Source organism: Modestobacter sp. VKM Ac-2986 (assembly GCF_026967795.1).
Lineage (GTDB): Bacteria > Actinomycetota > Actinomycetes > Mycobacteriales > Geodermatophilaceae > Modestobacter.
In genome coordinates, this window is the sequence record NZ_JAPVBH010000004.1 from 97,291 (window position 1) to 121,831 (window position 24,541).

At 73.6% G+C, this 24,541-nt stretch carries 18 protein-coding genes and 2 tRNA genes; 6 read left to right on the forward strand and 14 right to left on the reverse strand.

Annotated features, from left to right (window positions below):
• The first annotated feature begins 6 nt into the window (after positions 1-6).
• Genes cofC through O2W14_RS11675 form a run of 3 tightly spaced genes read left to right on the forward strand, consistent with a single transcriptional unit; the run spans position 7 to position 3,657 of the window.
• A complete protein-coding gene (cofC, locus tag O2W14_RS11665) occupies positions 7-651 on the forward strand; it encodes a 2-phospho-L-lactate guanylyltransferase (RefSeq protein ID WP_269176264.1) in 645 nt (214 codons plus the stop codon).
• 14 nt (positions 652-665) lie between these two features.
• Positions 666-2,726, forward strand: a complete 2,061-nt coding sequence (locus O2W14_RS11670) for an RNA degradosome polyphosphate kinase (protein ID WP_269176265.1) — start codon at positions 666-668, stop codon at positions 2,724-2,726.
• On the forward strand, positions 2,710-3,657 hold the full coding sequence (locus O2W14_RS11675) for an NUDIX hydrolase (RefSeq protein WP_269176266.1): 948 nt from the start codon (positions 2,710-2,712) through the stop codon (positions 3,655-3,657). The genes O2W14_RS11670 and O2W14_RS11675 overlap by 17 nt, the downstream gene beginning before the upstream one ends.
• Before the next feature lie 132 nt (positions 3,658-3,789).
• Here O2W14_RS11675 and leuD read toward each other — a convergent pair whose 3' ends face one another.
• Positions 3,790-4,398, reverse strand: coding sequence for a 3-isopropylmalate dehydratase small subunit (gene leuD / locus O2W14_RS11680; RefSeq protein ID WP_269176267.1), 609 nt, complete (start codon positions 4,396-4,398; stop codon positions 3,790-3,792).
• A 2-nt stretch (positions 4,399-4,400) separates the two neighbouring features.
• Positions 4,401-5,813, reverse strand: a complete 1,413-nt coding sequence (gene leuC / locus O2W14_RS11685) for a 3-isopropylmalate dehydratase large subunit (RefSeq protein WP_269176268.1) — start codon at positions 5,811-5,813, stop codon at positions 4,401-4,403.
• 114 nt (positions 5,814-5,927) lie between these two features.
• On the opposite strand from leuC, the gene O2W14_RS11690 reads away from it, so the two are divergent.
• Both O2W14_RS11690 and O2W14_RS11695 read left to right on the forward strand, forming a co-directional pair.
• Complete coding sequence (locus O2W14_RS11690; protein ID WP_269176269.1) at positions 5,928-6,590, forward strand: IclR family transcriptional regulator; 663 nt, start codon at positions 5,928-5,930, stop codon at positions 6,588-6,590.
• 163 nt (positions 6,591-6,753) lie between these two features.
• Complete coding sequence (locus O2W14_RS11695) at positions 6,754-7,866, forward strand: sulfite oxidase (RefSeq protein WP_269176270.1); 1,113 nt, start codon at positions 6,754-6,756, stop codon at positions 7,864-7,866.
• Positions 7,867-7,918: 52 nt separating this feature from the next.
• Here O2W14_RS11695 and O2W14_RS11700 read toward each other — a convergent pair whose 3' ends face one another.
• From O2W14_RS11700 to O2W14_RS11730, 7 genes are all read right to left on the reverse strand, one after another.
• Positions 7,919-8,257 carry a hypothetical protein gene (locus O2W14_RS11700; RefSeq protein WP_269176271.1) on the reverse strand — a complete coding sequence of 113 codons (339 nt, stop codon included), beginning with the start codon at positions 8,255-8,257 and terminating at the stop codon, positions 7,919-7,921.
• Between the two features lie 31 nt (positions 8,258-8,288).
• A complete protein-coding gene (locus tag O2W14_RS11705; RefSeq protein WP_269176272.1) occupies positions 8,289-9,986 on the reverse strand; it encodes a sodium:solute symporter family protein in 1,698 nt (565 codons plus the stop codon).
• Between the two features lie 351 nt (positions 9,987-10,337).
• Positions 10,338-10,410: transfer RNA gene (locus O2W14_RS11710), tRNA-Glu, on the reverse strand.
• A gap of 87 nt (positions 10,411-10,497) precedes the next feature.
• Positions 10,498-10,569, reverse strand: a tRNA-Gln gene (locus tag O2W14_RS11715).
• An 83-nt stretch (positions 10,570-10,652) separates the two neighbouring features.
• On the reverse strand, positions 10,653-11,858 hold the full coding sequence (locus O2W14_RS11720) for a CPBP family intramembrane glutamic endopeptidase (RefSeq protein WP_269176273.1): 1,206 nt from the start codon (positions 11,856-11,858) through the stop codon (positions 10,653-10,655).
• Between the two features lie 176 nt (positions 11,859-12,034).
• Positions 12,035-13,510, reverse strand: a complete 1,476-nt coding sequence (gene gltX, locus O2W14_RS11725) for a glutamate--tRNA ligase (protein ID WP_269176274.1) — start codon at positions 13,508-13,510, stop codon at positions 12,035-12,037.
• On the reverse strand, positions 13,507-14,316 hold the full coding sequence (locus tag O2W14_RS11730; protein ID WP_269176275.1) for a fumarylacetoacetate hydrolase family protein: 810 nt from the start codon (positions 14,314-14,316) through the stop codon (positions 13,507-13,509). The genes gltX and O2W14_RS11730 overlap by 4 nt, the downstream gene beginning before the upstream one ends.
• A 56-nt stretch (positions 14,317-14,372) precedes the next feature.
• Here O2W14_RS11730 and O2W14_RS11735 point away from each other — a divergent pair, with 56 nt between their 5' ends.
• Positions 14,373-14,768: a VOC family protein gene (locus O2W14_RS11735; RefSeq protein WP_269176276.1), complete on the forward strand. Its 396-nt coding sequence runs from the start codon at positions 14,373-14,375 to the stop codon at positions 14,766-14,768.
• On the opposite strand, the gene O2W14_RS11740 is transcribed toward O2W14_RS11735, so the two are convergent.
• From O2W14_RS11740 to serA, 5 genes are all read right to left on the reverse strand, one after another.
• Complete coding sequence (locus O2W14_RS11740; protein ID WP_269176277.1) at positions 14,752-15,945, reverse strand: FAD-dependent monooxygenase; 1,194 nt, start codon at positions 15,943-15,945, stop codon at positions 14,752-14,754. The two genes, O2W14_RS11735 and O2W14_RS11740, sit on opposite strands and share 17 nt — an antisense overlap.
• A 10-nt stretch (positions 15,946-15,955) precedes the next feature.
• Positions 15,956-17,626: a citramalate synthase gene (gene cimA, locus O2W14_RS11745; protein ID WP_269176278.1), complete on the reverse strand. Its 1,671-nt coding sequence runs from the start codon at positions 17,624-17,626 to the stop codon at positions 15,956-15,958.
• Between the two features lie 260 nt (positions 17,627-17,886).
• Positions 17,887-18,906, reverse strand: coding sequence for a 3-isopropylmalate dehydrogenase (locus tag O2W14_RS11750; protein ID WP_269176279.1), 1,020 nt, complete (start codon positions 18,904-18,906; stop codon positions 17,887-17,889).
• Between the two features lie 108 nt (positions 18,907-19,014).
• Entirely contained in the window at positions 19,015-22,353 is a 3,339-nt protein-coding gene (locus tag O2W14_RS11755) for a S8 family serine peptidase (RefSeq protein ID WP_269176280.1), read from the reverse strand.
• Positions 22,354-22,822: 469 nt separating this feature from the next.
• Entirely contained in the window at positions 22,823-24,436 is a 1,614-nt protein-coding gene (gene serA / locus O2W14_RS11760; protein ID WP_269176281.1) for a phosphoglycerate dehydrogenase, read from the reverse strand.
• Positions 24,437-24,541: the final 105 nt, after the last annotated feature.

Here is a 24,541-nt window from a genome sequence, read left to right on the forward strand (position 1 = left end):
CGGGGGGTGCAGCCGTGGTCCCTCGTCGTCCCCGCCAAGCTGCTGAGCCGCGCCAAGACCCGGCTGGCGCCGCTGACCGGCCGCTTCGGCGACGACGCCCCCGCCCGGCACCGGGAGCTGGTGCTGGCGATGCTGGCCGACACCGTGGCCGCGGCCCTGGCCAGTCCGGCGGTGGCCGGGGTGCTCGTGGTGACCGACGACCCGGGGGTCGGGGACCTGGTGCGGTCGCTGGGGGCACGGACGGTCCCCGACACCCCCGACCGCGGGCTGAACGCCGCGCTCGCCCACGGCGCGGCCGCCGCCCGGGTCGCCGGGGCGGGGGCGGTCGCGGCGATGAGCTCGGACCTGCCGGCGCTGCGCCCGGCCGAGCTCACCGAGGCCCTGGCCGGGGTGAGCGGGCGCGGCTTCGTCGCCGACGCCGAGGGCACCGGGACGACGCTGCTGTGCGCCGCGGCGGGCGGGCTGGAGCCGCGCTTCGGGCCCGGGTCGGCCGCCGCGCACGCCGCGGGCGGGGCGGTGGCGCTGGGCGGTGAGTGGCCGGGGCTGCGCCGCGACGTCGACACCGCCGCCGACCTGGAGGCGGCCAGGGCCCTGGGCGTGGGCCCCCGGACCACCCGACTCCTGGCCGCCACTCCCTGGTCACCGGGGTGAGGCAGGATCCACCCGTGCCCGCCGCTCCCTCCCCGCTGCCCGCCGATCGTTTCCTCAACCGAGAGCTGTCCTGGCTGGACTTCAACTCCCGGGTGCTGGAACTGGCCGAGGACCCCGACGCCCCCCTGCTGGAGCGGGTCAAGTTCCTCTCGATCTTCGCCAGCAACCTCGACGAGTTCTTCATGGTCCGCATCGCCGGGCTCAAGCGCCGGCAGAGCACGGGCCTGGCCGTCCGCTCCCCCGACGGCCTCACCATCCGCGAGCAGCTGACCCGGGTGACCGACCGCACCCGTGACCTGGTGCACCGGCACGCCGCGGTGTTCAACACCGACGTCGTCCCGCAGCTGGCCGAGCACGGCATCCGGATCGTGGGCTGGTCCGACCTCGACGACGCCGACGCGATGCGGCTGCGGGAGTACTTCCGCGACCAGGTCTTCCCGGTGCTCACCCCGCTCGCGGTCGACCCGGCGCACCCCTTCCCCTACATCAGCGGACTGTCGCTGAACCTCGCCGTCTCCGTGCGCGACCCCGAGACCGGTGCGCCCAAGTTCGCCCGGCTCAAGGTGCCCAACAACGTGCCCCGGTTCATCCCGGTCGGCCCGGTCGGCGAGACCGCGGTGTTCCTGCTGCTGGAGGAGCTCATCGCCGCCCACCTGAGCGCGCTGTTCCCCGGCCTGGACGTGCTGGACCACCACCTGTTCCGGGTGACCCGCAACGCCGACCTGGAGGTCGAGGAGGACCGCGACGAGGACCTCCTGCAGGCCCTGGAGCGCGAGCTCGCCCGGCGGCGGTTCGGCCCGGCGGTGCGGCTGGAGGTCACCGACACCATGGACCCGCAGATCCTCGAGGTCCTGGTGTCGGAGCTGGAGATCAGCAGCGCCGACGTCGTCTCCGTCCCCGGCCCGCTGGACCTGGGCGCGCTGATGGCCCTCTACGACCTCGACCGGCCCGAGCTCAAGGACGACCCGTTCGTCCCGGCCACCCACCCGCGGCTGAGCGACGGCGAGACGCCCAAGAGCGTGTTCGCCACCCTGCGCGAGGGCGACGTCCTGCTGCACCACCCCTACGACTCCTTCGCCACCAGCGTGCAGCGGTTCATCGAGCAGGCCGCCGCCGACCCGCACGTGCTGGCGATCAAGCAGACGCTGTACCGCACCTCGGGTGACTCCCCGATCGTGCAGGCGCTGATCGAGGCGGCGCAGGCCGGCAAGCAGGTCGTGGTGCTGGTGGAGATCAAGGCCCGCTTCGACGAGGAGGCCAACATCAGCTGGGCCCGCTCGCTGGAGCGCGCCGGCTGCCACGTCGTCTACGGCCTGGTGGGCCTGAAGACCCACTGCAAGACCGCGCTGGTGGTGCGGATGGAGAACGGCGTGCTGCGCCGCTACTGCCACATCGGCACCGGCAACTACAACCCCAAGACCGCCCGGGTCTACGAGGACCTCGGCGTCCTCACTGCCGACGCCCGGGTCGGCGCCGACCTCACCGACCTGTTCAACACCCTCACGGGCTACTCCCGGCAGACCACCTACCGCTCGCTGATGGTGGCCCCGCACGGGATCCGCAACGGGCTGCTGGAGAAGATCCGTCGGGAGGCCCGGCACGCCGCCGAGGGCCGCCCGTCCGGCATCCGGATCAAGGTGAACTCCCTCGTCGACGAGCAGCTCATCGACGCCCTCTACGAGGCCTCGCGCGCCGGGGTGCCCGTCGAGCTGCTGATCCGCGGCATCTGCGCGCTGCGCCCGGGGGTGCCGGGGCTCAGCGAGAACATCCGGGCGCGCTCGATCGTCGGCCGGTTCCTGGAGCACTCGCGGGTGGTCGCCTTCGCCAACGACGGGACGCCGGAGTGGTGGCTGGGCAGCTCCGACCTCATGCACCGCAACCTGGACCGCCGGGTGGAGGTGCTGCTGCGGGTCAACGACGCCGCCGCCCAGCGCCAGCTGCAGCGGGTGTTCGACCTGGACATGGCCCCCGACGTCCGCAGCTGGGAGCTGTCCGCCGACGCGACCTGGACGCACACCGGCGGGCGGGACTCCCAGGCCGAGCTGCTCGCCGCCCGGGGTGAGAACGCTGGCTGAGGAGACTCGGCTGATCCCGGCTGCCGGGGGGGCGCTGTGGCGCCTGGACGAGGGCGGGGTGCTGGAGACCGCGCTGGTGCACCGGCACAAGTACGACGACTGGTCGCTGCCCAAGGGCAAGCTGGACGCCGGGGAGCACGCGCTGGCCGCCGCCGTCCGCGAGGTCGTCGAGGAGACCGGCCTGGACGTCGTGGTGGGGCGGCGCAGCGTGCAGACCCGTTACGTGCACCGGCACGGCCCCAAGCGGGTCGACTACTGGGTGATGCAGGTCGTCGGCGGGGAGTTCGTGCCCAACGACGAGGTCGACGAGCTGCGCTGGCTGCCGGTGCCCGAGGCCGTGGCGCAGGTCAGCCACGACCACGACCGGGCGGTGCTGGTCGACCTGGCGCGCACCGACGTGCCGCGGGCGCCGCGGGTGCTGCTGGTGCGGCACGCCTCGGCCGGCGACCGGTCGTCCTGGGACGGCCCGGACGCCGAGCGCCCGCTGGACCGCCGCGGCCGCGACCAGGCCGCCCGGCTGGCGGCACTGCTGCCCGTCTTCGCCCCTGCCCGGCTGCTCACCGCGCCCCCGGTGCGCTGCCGGGAGACCCTCGCGCCGCTGGCCGAGGCGCTCGGGCTGCCGGTGGGCGAGGCCCCCGAGCTCGGCGAGGAGCACTTCGCCCTCGACCCGCAGGCCGGCCTGGACCTGGTCGAGGAGCTGCTGGCCGTCGACGACGGCGCCGGCCCGGCCCTGGTCTGCAGCCAGGGCGGTGCGATCCCCTCGGTGCTGCTGGCCCTGGGCGTGCGCTGGCACGCCGGCGCCGCGGCGCTGCACCCGCCGGCGGCCAAGGGCAGCGTGTGGGCGCTGGGCGGGCGGCCCGACGAGGAGACCGACGGGCTCGTCGCCGACTACTACCGCGACTTCTCCGCCGACCCCTCCGCCCCGCGTTGAGCTCGGCCGGCCCGGACGCCGTCCCGCGCCGACGCCGGGCGTCCCACCTCACCGACGGCTGTCCTCCCGCACCGACGCTGCTGAGGTGGGCCAGACGGTGACCAGGTGACCTGATCACCGTCTGGCCCGAGGTCAGCGGGTGGGCAGGGCCGGCAGCGACGCCGGCTTCCAGGCCGGACGGCGGGACTCGAAGGCGGTGATGTCGTCGAGGTGCCGCTCGGTCAGCCCCACGTCGTCCAGGCCCTCCAGCAGCCGCCAGCGGGTGTACGGGTCGATCGTGAACGGCACGGTGGTGCTGCCGTAGGTGACCTGCTCGGTCTGCAGGTCCACGGTCACCGGCAGCGCCGGGTCCGCCTCGACCGCGGCCCACAGCGCCTCGACGTCGGCCTCGGGCAGGACGACGGTGAGCAGCCCGGCCTTGGTCGAGTTGTTGCGGAAGATGTCGGCGAACCGGGAGCTGATGACCACCCGGAACCCGCCGTCCAGCAGCGCCCAGTTGGCGTGCTCGCGGGAGGAGCCGGTGCCGAAGTCCGGGCCGGCGACCAGGATCGAGGCGTTCGCGTACTGCGGCTGGTTGAGCACGAAGTCCGGCTCGTTCTTCCGCCAGGCCACGAACAGCCCGTCCTCGAACCCGGTGCGGGTGATCCGCTTGAGGTACTCGGCCGGGATGATCTGGTCGGTGTCGACGTTGCTGCGCCGCAGCGGGGCGGCGGTGCCGGTGTGCGTGGTGAACGCGTCCATCGTCAGACTCCAGCGGTCTCGAGGTCGGCCGGGGCGGTGAGCTTCCCGGTCAGCGCGGTGGCGGCGGCCACGGCCGGGGACACCAGGTGGGTGCGCCCGCCCTTGCCCTGCCGGCCCTGGAAGTTGCGGTTGCTGGTCGAGGCCGAGCGCTCGCCGGGCTTGAGCTGGTCGGGGTTCATGCCCAGGCACATCGAGCAGCCCGCACCGCGCCACTCCGCGCCGGCCTCGGTGAAGACCTGGTCCAGGCCCTCGGCCTCGGCCTGCAACTTCACCGCCACCGACCCGGGGACGACGAGCATGCGGGTCTCGGCGTCGACCTTCTTGCCCTTGAGCAGGGCGGCGGCGACCCGCAGGTCCTCGATCCGGCCGTTGGTGCAGGAACCGAGGAAGACGGTGTCGACGGAGATGTCCCGCAGCGGGGTGCCGGCGGTCAGGCCCATGTACTCCAGCGCGGACTCGGCGGCCAGCCGGTCGCTCTCGTCGGCGATGCCGGCCGGGTCGGGCACGCTGGCGCCGATCGGCAGCCCCTGGCCGGGGTTGGTGCCCCAGGTGACGTAGGGGGTGAGCGAGGCGGCGTCGATGCGCACCTCCCGGTCGAAGACGGCGTCGTCGTCGGTGCGCAGCGTCGACCAGTGCGCGACCGCGGCGTCCCAGTCCGCACCCTGCGGGGCGTGCGGGCGCCCGGCGAGGTAGTCGAAGGTGGTCTGGTCGGGGGCGATGAGCCCGGCGCGGGCACCGGCCTCGATCGACATGTTGCAGATCGTCATCCGGGCCTCCATCGACAGCGCCTCGATCGCGCTGCCGCGGTACTCGATGACGTGACCCTGGCCACCGCCGGTGCCGATCTCGGCGATGACGGCGAGGATGACGTCCTTGGCGCTCACGCCCGGGGGCAGCTCGCCGTCGACGGTCACCGACATCTGCTTGGCCGGGTACTGCGGCAGCGTCTGGGTGGCCAGCACGTGCTCGACCTCGCTGGTGCCGATGCCGAAGGCCAGCGCGCCGAAGGCGCCGTGCGTGGAGGTGTGGCTGTCGCCGCACACGATGGTCATGCCCGGCTGGGTGAGCCCCAGCTGCGGGCCGATGACGTGCACGATGCCCTGGTCGCGGTCGCCCATGGGTGCCAGCCGGATGCCGAACTCGGCGGCGTTGCGGCGCAGCGCGTCGACCTGCGCGCGGCTGACCGGGTCCGCGATCGGGCTGAGGATGTCCAGCGTCGGGACGTTGTGGTCCTCGGTCGCCATGGTCAGGTCGGGACGGCGGACGGTGCGCCCCGCGGCCCGCAGCCCGTCGAAGGCCTGCGGGCTGGTCACCTCGTGCACGAGGTGGAGGTCGATGTACAGCAGGTCGGGCTCGCCCTCGGTCCGCCGGACGACGTGCTCCTCGTACACCTTCTGCGCCAGGGTCTGGCCCACCGGTCCTCCTCGTTGCGACGTGCTCGGGGTGTCACTCGCTTGTCATCTCACAGAGTGGGATGCGAGTATCAGTACGTGGTACAGCCTAACCCCGTTGCCGTCCTGGACAAAGCAGTGGCCATCCTCCGCGCGGTGGCCGACGAACCGGCCAGCCTCGCCGAGCTGGTCACGCGCACCGAGCTGCCCCGCGCGACGGCCCACCGGCTGGCCACGGCGCTGGAGGGCCACCGGCTGCTGCGCCGCACCTCCGCCGGCACCTGGGCACCGGGCCCGGCGCTGTCCGAGCTCGGCCGGGGCGGCGCCGACCTCGCCGAGGTCTCCGCCCGGCCGCTGGCCGCACTGCGCGACGTCACCGGGGAGAGCGCCCAGTTCTACGTGCGCGACGGCGGCAGCCGGGTCTGCATCGCCGCCGCCGAGCGCAGCAGCGGGCTGCGCGACACCGTCCCGGTGGGCGCCCGGCTGCCGCTCACCGCGGGCTCCGCGGCGCACGCGCTGCTCGCCTTCGCCCCCGCCGACGAGGTGACCCCGCTGCTGCCCGCGGCGAGCTTCACCGCCCGGACCCTGCTCGACGTCCGGCGCCGCGGCTGGGCGCACAGCGTCGCCGAGCGCGAGCCCGGGGTCGCCTCGCTGTCCGCGCCGGTGCGCGACGGGGCCGGTGGCGTGCTCGGCGCGGTGTCGATCTCCGGTCCGGTCGAGCGGGTCGGCCGCCGTCCCGGGCCCGAGGTGGTCGCCGCCGTCCTGGACGCCGCGGTCTCCATCTCCCGCGCGGCCCGCTGAACCCACCTCCCGCACACCGCGCCGGACCGCGCGACAGGCGGCTGCTCTCGCGGTCCTCCCCCCGCTGTTGCGTCCCTGCAGCGACGCAACAGCGGGGGGAAGACCGCAGGAGCAGGGCGCGACGCGGTGGGAGGGCCCCGGTCCGTTGGGCCACACTGCTGCCATGACCGAGACGGAGACGTACCGGGGCCGGGCGCGGGTCGCTGCGGAGGGCGAGGGGGTCGGGCTCGACGAGCTGGCGCTGGCCACCCGCAACCACGGCCTGCCGCTGGAGGCCCTGCGCTGGGACCTGACCCCGCCGGGGCTGCACTACGTGCTCACCCACTTCGACATCCCTGCGCTCGACCCGGCCACCTGGGCACTGGAGGTCACCGGCGCCGTCGAGCGGCCGCTGCGGCTCACCCTGGCCGACCTGCAGGCCCGCAGCGGCGCCTCGGCGCGGGTGCTGCTCGAGTGCGCCGGCAACGGCCGCGCCCGGTTCACCCCGCGGCCGGTCAGCCAGCCCTGGCTGCTCGAGGCGGTCGGCACCGCGGAGTGGGGCGGCACCCCGCTGGCCCCGCTGCTGACCGAGGCCGGGATCTCCCCCGACGCCGTCGACGTGGTGTTCACCGGCGCCGACCACGGCGTGGAGCGCGGGGTGGAGCAGGACTACGCCCGCGGGCTCCCGGTCGCCGAGGCGCTGCGCCCGGAGACGATGCTGGCCTGGTCGATGAACGGCGCCCCCCTGCCGCCGCAGCACGGCGCACCGGTGCGGCTGGTGGTGCCGGGCTGGTACGGCATGGCCCACGTGAAGTGGCTGACCCGCATCGAGGTGCTCACCGAGCCCTTCACCGGCTACCAGAACGCCGTCGCCTACCGGGTCGCCACCGAGGCCGGCGACCCCGGCGAGCCGGTGACCCGGATCCGCCCGCGCGCGCTGATGAGCCCGCCCGGCTGGCCGGACTTCATGACCCGGGAGCGGTTCGTCCCGGCCGGTCCGGTGACGCTGACCGGGCGGGCCTGGTCGGGCCGGGCGCCGGTCACCCGGGTCGAGGTGAGCACCGACGGTGGTACCTCCTGGACCGACGCGGTGCTGGCGCCGGCCGACGAGGCGCACCCCTTCGCGTGGCGGGCCTGGTCGCACGAGTGGTCCACCGAGCCCGGCACGGCCGAGCTGCTGGTGCGCGCCACCGACGCCACTGGGGAGACCCAGCCGGTGGCGCAGGAGTGGAACCGGCAGGGCATGGCCAACACCCTCGTGCAGCGCGTACCGGTGACGGTGCTCCCGCCCCGGTGAGACGACAGCGGCCCCGCACCCGGTCCGGGTGCGGGGCCGCTGTCGTACCGGCTCAGTGCTCCGGCAGGTCCGAGCCGTCGCTGGTGCCCTCGCCGGCCTGCTTCTCCAGCGCGGCCGGGTCGACGACGACCGGGCGGAGCTTCAGCCAGGCGACGAACACCAGGGCGACGACGATCATGACGATCCCCGCCCACAGGTTGGCGTTCACGTCACCGGTCTTGGCCCGGTCGGCCTCGCTGTCGTCGACGATGCCGACGACCGTCAGCACGATGCCGTAGAAGCCGATCAGGCCGGCGATCACGGTGCGGACGTCGTAGGCGCCCGCCGTGTGCTTCTGTCCGGACGCCGCGCTCTTGCCCGCGGCGTCGGAGGCGTGCGATGCGGTGCTCATGTGCTGCTCCTCTCGGGGACGCTGGCGACGGTCAGCGGAAGATCAGGTTCAGGACGACGACCAGCACCAGGGCGATGCCGGCCAGCTTGGTGGGCGAGGAGTACCAGGGCAGCAGGTGCGCCTCGGGGTCGGTGCGCGTCTCCTTGGGCGTCTCGGAGTACACCAGCCCGGCGAGCTCGGAGACCGGCTTGGGGCGGGTCACCATGCTGACGGCGACGCTGACCACGATGTCGACGACGAACGCGGTGGCAGCGGCCACGAAGCTGGCCCCCTGACCGCTCAGCGGCAGCACACCGGTCGACAGGCCCCCGAGGGAGTCCTCGCTCAGGACGGCGACGACGACGGCGCCCAGGGTGCCGGAGACCAGGCCCGTCCAGCCGGCGGTCGGCGTCATCCGCTTCCAGAACATGCCCAGGATGAACGTGGCGAACAGCGGGGCGTTGAAGAAGCCGAACAGCGTCTGCAGGTAGTCCATCAGGTTGCTGTAACCGGCGGCGATGAGCGCGGTGAAGATCGCGATCACGGTCGCCCCGACCGTCGCCAGCCGGCCGACCTTCAGGTAGTACTCGTCCGGCCGGTCCTTCTTCACGTACTGCTGCCACAGGTCGTAGCTGAAGACGGTGTTGAAGGCGGAGATGTTGGCCGCCATGCCGGCCATGAACGAGGCCAGCAGACCGGCGATCGCCACCCCGAGCAGGCCGTTGGGCAGCACGTCGCGGATCAGCAGCAGGATCGAGTTGTTGTAGTCGAAGTCCGGGTCGGCCGCCGCCTTGGCGCTGGTGACGTCGTTGACCAGGACCGCGGCGATCATGCCCGGCACGATGACGATGAACGGGATGAACATCTTCGGGAACGCACCGATGATCGGGGCGCTGCGCGCCGCGGACATCGACTTGGTCGCCATCGCCCGCTGGACCTCGACGAAGTTGGTCGTCCAGTAGCCGAAGGACAGCACGAAGCCCAGGCCGAACACCAGGCCGATGACGGACAGGACCGGGTTGTCGATGCCGGTGAGGTCCGTGCCGGGCCAGGAGCTGAGGTCGCCCTCGTTGCCGCTGCCGCGGACGGCGTCGACCAGACCGCCGACACCACCGACGCGGTGGAGGCCGATCAGGGTCAGCGGCAGCAGCGCCGCGACGATGACGAAGAACTGCAGCACCTCGTTGTAGATGGCCGCCGACAACCCGCCCAGGGTGATGTAGCTCAGGACGATGACCGCGGCCAGGATCAGCGAGACCCACAGCGGCCAGCCCAGCAGGGCGTTGACGATGTTGGCCAGCAGGTACAGGTTGATGCCGGCGATCAGCACCTGGGCGATCGCGAAGCTCAGCGCGTTGACCAGGTGGGCACCGGTGCCGAAGCGGCGGCGCATGAACTCCGGGACGCTGCGGACCTTCGAGCCGTAGTAGAAGGGCATCATCACGACGCCCAGGAAGAGCATCGCCGGGACGGCGCCGATCCAGAAGTAGTGGAACGTGGCCATGCCGAACTGGGCACCGTTGGCCGACATGCCGATGATCTCGACGGCGCCGAGGTTGGCCGAGATGAAGGCCAGACCGGTCACCCATGCGGGCAGCGACCGGCCGGACAGGAAGAAGTCGAGGCTGTCGGACACCCGCCGGCGGGCGGCGAATCCGATGAGCATGACGACCGCGAAGTAGGCGACGACGAGCGTGTAGTCGACGGCGTTCGCATCGAGACGCAGTGTCTCGTCTGCAGCGAGGACCACCAGGGTTCCCTCCAGGTCACGATGACGGACCGGGCCGTTGGCCGGCGCCGGTCCCTGCCTGCCGTTCAGGGCGGGGCACGGTGGTGCGGCGCGGTGATCAGCAACGGGGACGCTAACACCGCACGATCGTCCGACCACTTCGTTGGTCACCGAAAAGGTGACCGTGTGTGAGCAGCGCCACGAGGCCCACCCACTCGGCGGACGACGGTGACGCGGGTCACCCTCGCCGGTGCGGTGCTCATGATGGCACCGCCCCACGGCGACGGCCCACCGAACGGATCGGGGCCGGCGGGACGGGCCCGGAGACGACCAGAGCCCCCGACCCTGGTGGGTCGGGGGCTCTGCGCGTTGTAGCCCCGAAGGGATTCGAACCCTCGCTACCGCCGTGAGAGGGCGGCGTCCTGGGCCGCTAGACGACGGGGCCCCAGAAGGTGACGCTGTGGTGCTGATCTTACCGGATGGTGCTCGTGGTGCTGTCGTGCGGTGGTGCTGAGGAGGTGGTGCTTCCTCGCTGGGGTACCAGGACTCGAACCTAGACTAACGGAACCAGAAACCGTCGGGCTGCCAATTACCCCATACCCCAAAGGCCGTTCAGCACCTTTCGGCGCCGGGAGAGAACTGTACCCGATGCCCGCAGGGGGGTTCCACCCACCCCCCTGCGGCGCGTCACGGGGCCGGCGGCCGGGCCCAGTCCTGCGGCCGGTCGGGCCCCGGCTGGGTCCCGCCGGACGGCCCCCAGCCCGGTGCCGACGGCTGCCCCCAGCCGGGCCCGTACGGCTGTCCCCAGCCCGGTCCCGCCGGTGGCCCCCAGCCCGGTCCACCCGGGTGCGCCCAGCCCGCCTGGGGCGCGCCCCAGGGCGGCGGAGCCGGCCCCCAGGCCGGCTGCCCCCACGGAGCCGGGGCCGGCGGCCCCCACCAGGGGGCCGACTGGCCCCAGGCCGGGCCGGCGGGCACCGGCGGCAGCTCCAGCGCGTCGCTGAGCAGCTCGGTCCGGAGCCGTCCGCGGGCCAGCGCGACCGCGGCCACGAAGCCGGCCATGCCGGCGATCCCGAGCAGCGTGGTCAGCCAGCCGATCGCACCCCCGGGGTCGGCGGAGGCGACCTGCTCACCGAGCACACCGGCCAGCAGGAAGATCACCACGTTGTTCACCGCGTGCAGGACGATCGCCGCCTCGAGCCCGCCGGTCAGCCAGACGACGGCGGAGAAGGCCAGCCCGATCGCGAAGCGGTAGAGGAACGTCTCGAAGTCCGGGGGGAGGTGCGCGGCGGAGAACAGCGCCGCGGTCACCACGGCGGCCACGACCGCCCCGGCGCGCGGTCTGCCGACCCAGCCGGCGATGGCCTGGGCGAGGTACCCGCGGAACACGTACTCCTCGGCGGCGGCCTGCAGCGGGGTGGTGAGCAGCACGACCAGCAGCAGCCAGCCGAAGGAGTCGGTGACACCGGTCACCTCGACGTCGGTGGCCACCAGACCGATGACCAGGCCCAGCACCACGGCCACGCCGAGCGTGAGCAGGGCCCGCCAGGTCCAGGGCAGCAGCAGCCGCCAGCGCAGCCTCCCCAGCACCGACGACGACCAGCCGATCCGCATCCCGTGCGTCACGTACCAGCACAGCCAGACGATCGGGATGGCCACGATCAGCGAGATGTTCGTGACCAGCAGGACGGCGGGGTCGGTGACCTCCAGCAGCGCCAGGTCCGGCACCAGCCCGGTCACCGCCGACACCAGCAGCACCGCGAGGCTGGCCACCAGGTACACGACGGTGAACAACAGCAGGCCCAGCAGCGGGCGCCACCAGGCCCAGTCACGGGCGCGCATGAGCAGCTCGAAGGGCTGCCGGACGGCGTGCGGCGGCGCTCCCGGCGGGGTCACCGGCCGTGGCGGCCGCACCGGTGCAGGCACCGGCCCGTACCCGGGGAACGGGTACGGGGCCGGCTGCAGCCACGGCGGCGGGCCGACCGGCACCTGGGGCGGTGCCCCGTACCGGCCGGTCGGCGGCGGCCCCGTGTAGGAGGGCTCGGGCGGCGGCCCGCCCCAGCCGCCGGCGCTCATCCGGTGGCGGCCGTGCGGGCGGCCGCCAGCCGGGCGAGCGTGCGCTCCCGGCCGAGCAGCTCCATCGACTCGTACAGCGGCGGGGACACCGTGCGGCCGCTGACCGCGACCCGGACCGGACCGAAGGCCTGCCGCGGCTTGCGCCCCAGCCCCTCGACGAGGGCGTCCTTGAGCGCGGTCTCGATCGCCTCGGTGGTCCACTCCGGCAGCGCCTGCAGGGCCACGGTGGCGGCGTCGAGCACCTCGCCGGCGCCGGCACCCAGCTGCTTGTCCGCGGCGGCCGGCTCGATCTCGACCTCGTCGGTGAACAGGAAGCCCAGCAGCCCGACGGCGTCGGAGAGCACGATCATCCGCTCCTGCGCCAGCGGCGCGATCGCGGCGAGCACCCGGGACTGCTCGGCCGTGGGCGGGTCGGCGACCAGCCCGGCACCGGCCAGGAACGGGGTGACCCGGGTGAGGAAGTCCTCGACCGGCAGCGCCCGCAGGTGCGTGGCGTTGATCGCCTCGGCCTTCTTCAGGTCGAAGCGGGCGGAGTTGGCGTTGACGCTGTCGACGTCGAAGGCGGCGGCCATCTCCGCGGGCGAGAACACGTCCCGGTCGTCGGCGATCGACCAGCCCAGCAGCGCCAGGTAGTTGACCAGGCCCTCGGGGAGGAAGCCACGGTCCCGGTAGACGTCGAAGTTCGACTGCGGGTCGCGCTTGGACAGCTTCTTGTTCCCCTCCCCCATGACCAGGGGCAGGTGCCCGAAGCGCGGCGTCCCACTGGCGACACCGATGTCGGTGAGGGCCGCGTAGAGGGCGAGCTGGCGGGGCGTGGAGGACAGCAGGTCCTCACCGCGCAGCACGTCGGTGATGCCCATCAGCGCGTCGTCGACCGGGTTGACCAGCGTGTACAGCGGCGTCCCGTTGCCCCGGACGAGGGCGAAGTCGGGGACCGCGCCGGCGGCGAAGCGGACCTCCCCGCGCACGTGGTCCACCCAGGTCAGGTCGGTGTCGGGCATCCGCAGCCGGACGACCGCCTCCCGGCCCTCGGCCAGGAACGCGGCCCGCTGGGCGTCGGTCGTCGTCCGGTCGGCGTTGTCGTAGCCGAGCTTGGGGTCCTGCCCGGCGGCCCGACGACGGGCGTCGACCTCCTCGGTGGTGGAGAAGGACTCGTAGGCGTGCCCGGCCTCCAGCAGCCGGGCGACGACGTCGCGGTAGACCCCGCTGCGCTCGGACTGCCGGTACGGCCCGTGCGGGCCACCCACCTCGGGGCCCTCGTCCCAGTCCAGGCCCAGCCAGCGCAGGCAGTCCAGCAGGTGCCGCTCGGACTCCGGGGTGTTGCGGGCCGGGTCGGTGTCCTCGATCCGGACGACGAACTGGCCGCCGGTGTGCCGGGCGTAGGCCCAGTTGTAGAGCGCCGCCCGCATCACGCCGACGTGGACGGTGCCGGTCGGCGACGGGCAGAAGCGGGTGCGCACGGGGGCGGTCACCGGGTACCGGCCGTGGAGGTCGGGTCGGCGCCGGCGACGGTGCTGGTCAGCGTGCCCAGGCCCTCGATCGAGCACTCGACGCGCTGGCCGGGACGGATCGGGCCCACCCCGGCCGGGGTGCCGGTGAGCACCACGTCGCCGGGCAGCAGGGTCATCACCTGGGAGATGTGGCTGATGATCGTCGGGACCGAGAACAGCAGCTGGCTGGTGCGGCCGGACTGGCGCAGCTCGCCGTCCACGGTGCAGGTGACCGCCAGGTCGGCCGGGTCCTTGCCGACGCCGGCCAGGTCGGTCTCGATCCAGGGACCCAGCGGGCAGAAGGAGTCGAAGCCCTTCGCCCGGGTCCACTGCCCGTCGGAGCGCTGCATGTCCCGCTCGGTCACGTCGTTGCCGATCGTGTAGCCGAAGACGCTGGCCGTGGCCTGCTCCGGGGTGACCTGCCGGGCGCCGCGGGCGCCGATGACGACGGCGAGCTCGACCTCGTGGTGGACGTTGGTGCTGCCCGGCGGGATGCGGATGGCGTCACCGGGGCCGATCACCGAGGTGGAGGGCTTGAGGAAGACCAGTGGCTCCTTCGGCGCCTCGCCGGTGTTCATCTCCTGGACGTGGTCGGCGTAGTTCTTGCCGACGCACACGACCTTGCTCGGGAGGATCGGGGAGAGCAGCCGGACGTCGGCGGCAGCGAACCGCTGCCCGGTGAAGGAGATCTGGCCGAAGGGGTGGCCCTCGATCTGGGCGACCTGGCCGTCCCCGTCGAGGACCCCGAAGGACATGCCGGCTGGGTGGGCGAAGCGGACGATGCGCACGTCCAGAGGTTAGTCGCCGCTCCGGCGGGTCCCGCGCGACGGCGCTACGGTGCCCCATGGCCGCCCGGATCACCGCGATCACCGTCAACAGCCCGCACCCGGCCGAGCTGGCTGCCTGGTGGTGCGAGGTGCTGGGGTTCGAGGTGGTCGAGACCGCCGACGACGGCTACACCGAGATCGGCCCGCCCGGTCAGGGCGACAAGGGCCCGGTGCCGACCGTCGCCTTCGTCCTGGTCCCCGACCCGACGCCGGGCCGGCGCCGGCTGCACCTGGACCTCAACGCCACCGACCGCTCCCAGGCCGAGGAGCTGCAGCGGCTGCTGGCCCTGGGCGCCACCCCGGTCGACGTCGGTCAGGGCCCGCTGACCGAGCAGATGACCTGGCACGTGCTGGCCGACCCCGAGGGCAACGAGTTCTGCCTGCTGGCCAGCACGGTCACCCCGCTGGGCTGACCGGTGGCTCCCAGCGCAGCACTGCTGCACCCGCTGCCGCGGCCGGTCCGGCCGGCACCGCCCGGAGGGCGGCGTTGCGGAGCACCTGCGGCAGCCCGCCCGGCACGTGGGCACCGAAGCGGGCGGTGAGCGCCGACCGACGGGCCATCTGCCGGCACCGCGGACGGCGGGCCCGGTCGAAGGCGGTCAGCGCGGCGGCCAGCGGGGCCCCTGCGGCGACCGGCTCCCCGATGAGCCGGCCCACGCAGACCCCGTCCTCGAGCGAGGAGTTGGCGCCCTGGCCCATCGTCGGGAGCATCGCGTGCGCGGCGTCGCCGACGAGGACCGTGCGCCCGCGCGCGTAGCCGGGCAGCCCGCGCGGCAGGTGGTGCACGTCGTGGCGGAGCAGTCGGGCCGGGTCGGTGGCCGCCACGACCGCCCGGACGTCGGCCGACCAGCCGGAGAACAGCTCGACCGCCGCGGCCAGCTCGTCAGCGAGGGGCGTCCGCTCGGGATGACGGACGTAGCCGTACCAGTAGAGCTCGCTGCCGCTGATCCGCAGGGCGCCGAACTCGGCCGCCGGCCCCCACGACGGGGCGAACCCCTCCTCGAGGGTGCTGTCGTCGTCCACCACCGCACGCCAGCTCGTCCAGCCGCTGTAGCGGAGGGCGACCTCGGGGAAGAGCACCCCTCGGACGGCGCTGCGGATGCCGTCGGCGGCGACCACGAGGTCGGTGGTGACGGTGTGCTCCCCGTCGTCGTCGGTCCAGGTGACCACGGCCGGCGCACCGTCCGGCGCACCGGGCACCAGCCCGGTGACGCGGGCGCCGGTCACCAGGTCGGCCGCCGCTGCTGCACCGAGCAGCGCCCCGTGCAGCCGCTGCCGGTGCACTCCCCAGGCGACGGTCGGCGCCCCGGGGTCGGTGCTGCCCGGGAGCTGCAGCAGCCACCGGCCGTGCTGGTCGCGGGTGCCGGCCGCCCGGGTCAGGTGCCCGGCGGCGCGCACCTGCTCCCCCACCCCGAGGCCGTCGAGGGCGGCCATCCCGTTGCGGGTGACCGCCAGCCCGGCGCCCACCTCGTCGAACGCCGTGGACCGCTCCAGCACCTGCACCCGCCACCCGGCCCCCAGCAGGGAGACCGCGGCAGCGAGCCCGGCGATCCCCCCGCCGACCACCGTCGCCGAACGCCGCGCGGTCACGCCGGCGCCCTCAGTCCCGGGTGCCCGACGAGCGGTGGCGCACCGCGTATGTGAGCGCGTCGACCAGGGCCCGCCAGGAGGCCTCGACGATGTTGTCGTGCACCCCGACGGTGGTCCACTCCCCCGCGCCGTCGGTGGTGTCGACCAGCACCCGGGTGGTGGCGCTGGTGCCGCCCTTCCAGCCCAGGATGCGCACCTTGTAGTCGGCCAGGGAGACCCCGGCCAGGTGCGGGTGGCGGCCGACCAGCGCCTGGCGCAGCGCGTTGTCCAGGGCGTTGACCGGGCCGTTGCCCTCCGCGGTCATGATGACCCGCTCCGTCGTCCCGTCGGCGTTGGGCAGGTGCACCTTGACCGTGGCCTCGCTGACCACCGCACCGGTGGCCGCGTGCTCGACCGAGGCCCGCCAGCTCTCCAGCTGGAACAGCGGCGCGGGGGCGTCCGGCAGCTCGGCGCGCAACAGCAGCTCGAAGGAGGCGTCGGCGGCCTCGAAGGACCACCCCTCGGCCTCGAGCACCTTGACCTGGTCGACGACCCGGCCGATCGCGTCGCCCTGCCCGGTGACGTCCACGCCGAGCTCGCGGCCCTTGAGCTCGACCGAGGCCCGCCCGGCCATCTCGGTGACCAGGATGCGCATGTCGTTGCCGACCACGGCGGGGTCGAGGTGGTTGTACAGCTCGGGGTCGACCTTGATCGCGCTGGCGTGCAGCCCCGCCTTGTGCGCGAAGGCCGAGGCGCCGACGAAGGGCTGGTGGTCGTCGGGGGCGATGTTGGCCAGCTCGGCGATGGCGTGGCTGACCCGCTTGAGCTCGGGCAGGCACTCGGCGGGCACGACCGGCAGGCCCATCTTGGTGACCAGGTTGCCGATCAGGGCGAAGGTGTCGGCGTTGCCGGCCCGCTCGCCGTAGCCGTTGGCGGTGCCCTGCACGTGCGTGACGCCGGCCTCGACCGCGGCGAGGCTGTTGGCCACCGCGCACCCGGTGTCGTCCTGGCAGTGGATGCCGAGCTTCCCGGTGGTGCGGGCGCGCACGTCGGCGACCACCCGGCCCAGGCCCATCGGCAGCATCCCGCCGTTGGTGTCGCACATGACGCCCACCTCCGCACCCGCGGCGAACGCCGTCTGGAGCACCTGCACGCCGTAGTCGGGGTCGGCGGCGTGGCCGTCGAAGAAGTGCTCGCAGTCGACGAACACCCGCCGGCCGTGGGCCACCAGGTGGGCGACGGTGTCGGCGACCATGGCCAGGTTCTCCTCCGGCGTGGTGCGCAGCGCCTCCCGCACGTGCCGGACGTCGGACTTGGCGACCAGGCAGACCACCGGGGTCCCCGCGTCCAGCAGCGCCTGCACCTGCGGGTCCTCGGCGACCGCGACCCCGGCCTTGCGGGTGGCACCGAAGGCGACCAGCTGGGCGTGCCGCAGCTGCAGCTCGGTGCGCGCGCGGGCGAAGAACTCGGTGTCCTTGGGCAGGGCGCCGGGCCAGCCGCCCTCGATGAACCCCACCCCGATCTCGTCCAGCAGCCGGGCGACGGCGAGCTTGTCGGCCACGGAGTAGCTCACGCCCTCGCGCTGGGCGCCGTCGCGCAGCGTCGTGTCGAAGACGTGGAAGTCGGTGACGGCGGAGCGTGCGTCGGCGCCGTGGAAGCCGGTGGCGTCGACGGTCGGAGTGGTGGCGGGCTGGTCGGCCACGGTGTCTCCCGGTGGGTTCGGTTCGGGCCCGGACATGAAAAAACCCCCCGGGGCACGGGAGGTGGGCGCGCAGTCGGTGGTGCTGACTGCGCGCTAGACGATGATCGAGCCGGTGGTGTGCATCACGGCCAGTACAGCACGCCCGGGCCGGTGAGTGGAACGGGGCGTCCACTGTGCGGGACGCCCCGTTCCACGCCCCGCTGCCGGGCCCCGCCGCGAGCTCGCTCGTGGTGGGGGGCAGCGGGGGCCCTTCGTCTCCGTCAGCCGGCGAGCGCGGCCAGGCGGTCGCCGACCTCGGCGGTGCGGATCGTCGCCTTCGGGTCGCGGGTGGACAGGTCGAAGGCGACCGCGGCGTTGACCTTCTTGGCCAGCTCCGGCCGGCCGAGGTGCTCCAGCAGCAGGCCGACCGACAGCACGGTGGCCGTGGGGTCGGCGACGCCGGTGCCGGCGATGTCGGGGGCCGAGCCGTGCACCGGCTCGAACATGCTCGGGTTGGTGCCCGAGACGTCGAGGTTCCCGCTGGCGGCCAGGCCGATGCCACCGGTCACGGCGGCGGCCACGTCGGTGACGATGTCGCCGAAGAGGTTGTCGGTGACGATGACGTCGTAGCGGCCCGGGTCGGTGATGAAGAACATCGCCGCGGCGTCGACGTGGGAGTAGGCCACGGTGACCTCGGGGAACTCCGTGGACACCTCCTCGACCGTGCGCGACCACAGCGACCCGGCGTGGGTGAGCACGTTGGTCTTGTGGATCAGCGTCAGGTGGCGGCGGGGGCGGGCCAGCGCCCGTTCGAAGGCGTAGCGCACCACGCGCTCCACGCCGAAGGCGGTGTTGAGGCTGACCTCGGTGGCCACCTCGTGCGGGGTGTCCCGCCGCAGCACGCCGCCGTTGCCGACGTAGGGGCCCTCGGTGCCCTCGCGGATGCAGAGCATGTCGATCTCGCCGGGCGCGGCCAGCGGACTGCGCACGCCGTCGAAGAGCCGGGCCGGGCGCAGGTTCACGTGGTGGTCGAGCTCGAAGCGCAGCTTGAGCAGCAGCCCGCGCTCGAGGATGCCGCTGGGCACCGAGGGGTCGCCCACCGCGCCGAGCAGGATCGCGTCGTGGCCGCGCAGCTCCTCCAGCACGGAGTCCGGCAGCAGCTCACCGGTGCGCTGCCACCTCGCCGCCCCCAGGTCGTAGGGGGTCGCCTCGACGTCCGGGGCGACCGCGCCCAGGACCTTGAGGCCCTCGGCCACCACCTCGGGACCGATGCCGTCTCCAGGTACCACTGCCAGGCGCATGAGGCCAGAGGTTAGTGGGCGCCAGTACCGGACCGCGCACCCGCACACGCCGGACGCCCCCCGCGTCGTGCTGCGGAGGGCGTCCGGGTCGTGCGGTGGTGCCGGAGGTCAGCCGGCCGGCGGTGCGCTCACCGCCGTCGCCGCCGGTGCGACCGGCACCGACTGGGCCCGGCCGGTGGCCGAGTCGTTGTGCGGGAGGACGACCAGCGCCCCCTTGGTCCCGCCCACGGCCACGTCAGCGGCGTAGGACACCGGGTCCTGCGTCACGGTGATCGTGGTCCCGCCGGTGGCCGGCAGCAGGAGTGCCGGGTCACCGCCCGGTCCGGTGAACGAGAGCCCGGGCGCCAGCGGGTCGAAGCTCATCGGCGTGCTGAGCTCCGTCCCGGCCTCCCCCGACCCGGTGCCCAGGTCGTCGACCGTGCCGTAGGCGCTGATCGACTGGACGCCGAAGGAGATCCGGCCCTGCACCAGCGGCATGGCCGACAGCGGCACGCCCATCACCTGGACGTCGTTGTCCAGGGCGTTGGTGTCCACGAGCCCGTCGACCAGGTTCAACGCACCGATGTAAGGAGCGTCGTTGCTGGGCAGCAGGTCGTAGTTGCGGTCGGTGATCACGACCAGGGCCACGTCGTAGTCGGCGATGCGCGTGGTGGTGACCTGGTAGTCCCACTGCCCGTCGCCGGTGGCGTCGATGTAGACCCCGTAGTTCACCGCCGTCTCCGGCGAGGTGTAGGTCCCGTGCGCGGCGACGGCGACGTACAGCCCCGGGTCGTCGGCGAAGGCCCGGACGTCGGAGGCGACGCCCACGGAGGCCAGGTCGACCGACCGCTCCAGCTCGGACTTGTAGCAGTCCGGTGCCGGCGTGGTCGAGCACCGGGGCATCTCCGGGCTGGTGCCGAGCTGCTCGAAGGCGTCGACCAGGGAGGTGTAGGAGCTGGGCTCGTACGCCTCGCCGTTGGCCACGCCGCCACCGGTCAGGGTGATGGTCGAGCCGTCGCCGGACGCCGACGCCGACAGCGTCGACGCGGGCTTGGCGTTGCTGTGCACCGGGACGCGCAGGTCCACGCCCTTCTTGTTGATCGGCGACAGGACGACGCGACCGCTGGCCTCACCGACGAACTGGCGGCCGTCGTCGACCACCACGGTCGGGTCGGCGACCTTGCGCAGCTCGTCCTGCGAGGCGGTCATGGTGACGGTCACCGTGCGGGTCTGCCCCGGGGGCACGGTCACGCGCTGCGCCGACAGCGAGTAGCGCACGCCGGGCTGCTCGACGAGCGCCTGGTAGGCCACCCGGTAGACGGCCGCGCTGGTGCCCTTGTTGGCCACCGTGATGACCTTGGTGGCCTGGACCCGCTCGGCCGCCACCTCCACGACCCCGAAGGACGCCGACACGACACCGGTACCGGCCTCGGCGTAGGCGAGCACCTGGTTGTCCAGGGCGGCCTTGGCGTCGATGCGGCCGGCGCCCTGGCGGTTGGGTCCGTAGACCGTGCCGTCGGCGGTGTGGACGTCGTGGCCGGCGGTGTTCATCAGGTCGGCCTTGACCTCCTCCGTCGTCCACTCCGGGTGGGCCGCACGGACCAGTGCGGTGACCCCGGCGGTGGTCGGTGTGGCCATCGAGGTGCCGGACTCGCTGACACCCTGGTCACCGGTGCCGACGGCGGCGGAGAACAACGTCACGCCGGGTGCGGAGACGTCCGGCTTGAGGCCGTTGGCCTGCCGCGTGCCCCGCGAGGAGAACGAGGCGAGCAGGTCGACCTGCTCGGGCGCGGTGAAGACGGAGGCGTCCTTGAGGCTGTCACCGAAGGTGACGGTGACGGTCTGGCCGGCCGAGACCGCGCCGATGACCGCCTCGCCGTCGGTCCCGGTGACGAGGATGCCCGGGATCTGCGCGACACCGGTGATGCCGGTCTCCAGCAGGTCGTCGTCCCCGACGATCATGAACCCGGCCGCGCCGGCCCTGACCGCGTTCGTGCCCTTGCCGACCGAGCCGCAGTCGGCGAAGCCGTCGGCGAGGAAGAGCTGGACCGAGCCGGCGGGCACCGCGTACCCGGCGGGCAGGGTGCAGCCGTCCTCGTGACCGGCCGGCGGCAGCACCAGCGGGCCGGTGACGTCACCGGTGCCCTCGTAGGCGAGCGACCGCAGGCCCGGGCGCACGCCGTCGATGACGCCCGCGGGCGAGTCGACCCGCCAGCCGTCGAAGACGCCGTAGCCGTCGTTGGAGGCGGCGACGCCGATGCCGCGCGGGGCGTTGCCCGGCGAACCACCGATGTCGTAGGCGTCACCGGCGTTGCCGGCGGCCAGGACGACGAGCATGCCGTGCGCCATCGCCTCGTCGGCGACCATGGCGTCGGCGTCGTCGGCCAGCCCGTAGTCCGACCCCAGGGACAGGTTCACGACGTCGAGGTGGTCGTCGATCGACCCGTCGCCGTTGGGGTCCATGGCCCACTCGAGGGCCTTGATGGTGACGTCGGTCGAACCCTCGCAGCCGAAGACCTTCAGGGCGTAGAGGGAGGCGTCGGGCGCCATGCCCGGGCCGATCTTCAGGGCGCCGGCGTCGAAGCCCGCGCCGTAGGTGCCGGTGTAGGTGCTGCCGTCGGCGTTGACGCCGTAGCCGGCGGAGGAGCCGGCGACGTGCGTGCCGTGCCCGTTGCAGTCCAGGGGGTTCTCGTCGGGGTGCGCGACGGGCTGGTAGGCGTCGCTGGACGGGTCGGCGTTGTAGTCGTCACCGACGAAGTCGTGACCGCCGACGACCTTGGCGCTGGGGAAGACCCCCGGCGCGGGCGCCTTCTCCGCGGCCTGCAGGGCGTCGAACTGTGCGACGTCGCCGCTGCCGCCGAAGTCGGCGTGGGTGTAGTCGATGCCGGTGTCGATGATGCCGATCGACACGTCCTTGCCGGTGTTGCCCAGGGACTCCCAGGCGTCGACGGCCCGGACCACCGCGGCGGCACCGGTGTTGCTGATCTCCTTGGGCGTGATCGGCAGCACCGCCGTCACGCCGGGCAGGGTGCGCAGGGCCTCGTAGTCGGCGGCGTCCGCGGAGACCGCCACACCGGAGACCACGGTGGAGGCGGTGTAGAGCACCTCGGCGCCGGAGGCGACCGCGGGCAGCTCCGACACCACGTCGTCGGCGGCGGCCTCGACCGCGGGCTGCGCGGAGCGGGCCGCGTCGGCGGCCTCCGCCTGCCCGCCCGTGGCCAGCGCGTCGGCGTAGACCTGGGAGGTGGAGGGCGTGTCGATCCGGAGGAAGAAGGACGCCGGACCGCTGTCCGGGAGCCCCGCCAGCCTCGTGGAGTCAGCCCGGTCTGCCAGCTGGGACCTGACCTGGTCCAGCTGGGCCGGGGTCAGGTCGATGGCCGCCGGCTGTCCGGCGACCCGCTGGGCCACGCCGGCCGGGGCGGCCAGCGCGCTGCCGAGGCCGCCGGTGGTGACCAGAGCGGCCGTCACGACGACGATCCCCGAGCGGGACAGGGCGTGTCGACGCCCTGCCCGGTTGGACTGAGTACTTCTGGGACTCACGTGCACCCCTGTCGACGAGACACCTGGACGAGATGACCCTCACTGGTCCGTGAGGCACTCATGACAGACGGTTGCCGTTGCGATGGCCAACGGCCATAGGCCGGATGGCCCAGTCGACACCAGCTGTGATCGGCACCTGCCGAGTCCGTGACACGGCTGTGTCTCCTCCCGGTGTCCCCGGTCACACGAGCGGCGTGGTGCGGGCGAACGGAGCAACGCCGCGACGCAGACGACACGTTGCACCAGCTCTCAACCACCGCGGCGGTGGCCGGGAGGTGGCGGCCGGGTGTCGTGCCCCCGACGAGTACACAGCGAGGCCGCGCCGTCCAGGGGACGACGCGGCCTCGGTGTGCTGCGGGGTCGGCGGGGCCGACCGGTGGGTCAGGTCAGGCGGGGGTCACAGCGGGCTGAGGTCGGCGGTCTGGGCCTGCCGCGCGCCGATGCGGGCACCGATCTGGTCGAGCAGCTCGCCGCTGACCGGGCTGTCGACGGTGACGGCCATCAGCGCCTCCCCGCCCTGCGTCGTCCGGCTGACCTGGGCGCCGGCGATGTTCACGCCGGCCTCCCCCAGGGCCGCACCGACCGTGCCGACCACACCGGGGCGGTCGGCGTAGACGAAGAAGAGCAGGTAGCCGTCGGCGGTGAGGTCGATCTCGAAGCCGCCGACCTCGGTCAGCTTGGGCACCTGGTTCTTGCCGTAGAGCGTGCCCGACACGGTGACCTCGGCGCCGTTGGCCATGGCGCCGCGGACGCTGATCAGGTTGCGGTAGTGCGGGCTCTCGGTGTTGCTGGACAGGCTCACGTCCAGCCCGCGCTGCTCGGCCAGGAGGGGGGCGTTGACGTAGGTGACCGGCTCGGAGACGACGTCGGCGAACACGCCGCGCAGCACGGCCAGCTGGACGACCGAGACGTCGAACTCGGCGATCTTGCCCTGCACCTCGACGTGCACCGACTGGGCCAGCCCGCCGGCGACGGCGGTGAAGACCCGGCCGAGCTTCTCCGCCAGCGGCAGCCCCGGGCGCACGTCCTCGGCGACGACCCCGCCGGCCTGGACGTTGACCGCGTCGGGCACGAACTCCCCCTGCAGGGCCAGCCGGACGCTGCGGGCGACCGCGGTGCCGGCCTTGTCCTGGGCCTCGGTGGTGGAGGCGCCCAGGTGCGGGGTGACCACGACGTTGGGCAGCCCGAACAGCGGTGAGTCGGTGCAGGGCTCCTTGGCGTAGACGTCGATGCCCGCGGCCCCGACCTGGCCCGACTGCAGCGCCTCGGCCAGGGCGGCCTCGTCGACCAGCCCGCCCCGGGCGGCGTTGACGATGATCACGCCGCGCTTGGTGGCGGCGAGCTCCTCGGCGCCGATGAGCCCCAGGGTCTCCGGGGTCTTGGGCAGGTGGACGGTGATGAAGTCCGACTCCCGCAGCAGCTCGTCCAGGGAGACCAGCCGGACGCCGAGCTGGGCGGCGCGGCCGGCCTGGATGTAGGGGTCGTAGGCGATGAGCGTGACGCCGAAGGCGGCCAGCCGCTGGGCGACCAGGACACCGATCCGGCCCAGGCCGACGACGCCGACGGTCTTCTCGGTGACCTCCACGCCGGTGAACTTCGACCGCGCCCACGTCCCCTCGCGCAGCGAGGCGTCCGCGGCGGGGATGTGCCGGGCGGCGGCCAGCATCAGGGCGATGGCGTGCTCGGCGGCGCTGACGATGTTCGAGGTGGGGGCGTTGACCACCAGCACCCCGCGCTCGGTGGCGGCGGGGACGTCGACGTTGTCCAGGCCGATCCCGGCGCGGGCGACGACCTTGAGGTCCGGTGCGGCGGCCAGCGCCTCGGCGTCGATCTGGGTGGCCGACCGGATGAGCACCGCGGAGGCCTCGGCCAGCGCCGGGAGCAGCGCGGCCCGGTCGGCGCCGTCGACGTGGCGGATCTCGACGTCGTCGCCGAGCACCTCCAGCACGCTGGGTGCGAGCTCTTCGGCGATGAGGACGACGGGCACGGACCCCGGCTGAGTGGCTGTCACGGGTCCACAGCCTAGGGAGGCGGGACCTCCCGCGGGGCGCCGGTGCCCACCGGTCCCACTGGGTGGACGGCCGCCGTGGTGGCCCTCCCGGGGGAACCGCCGCCC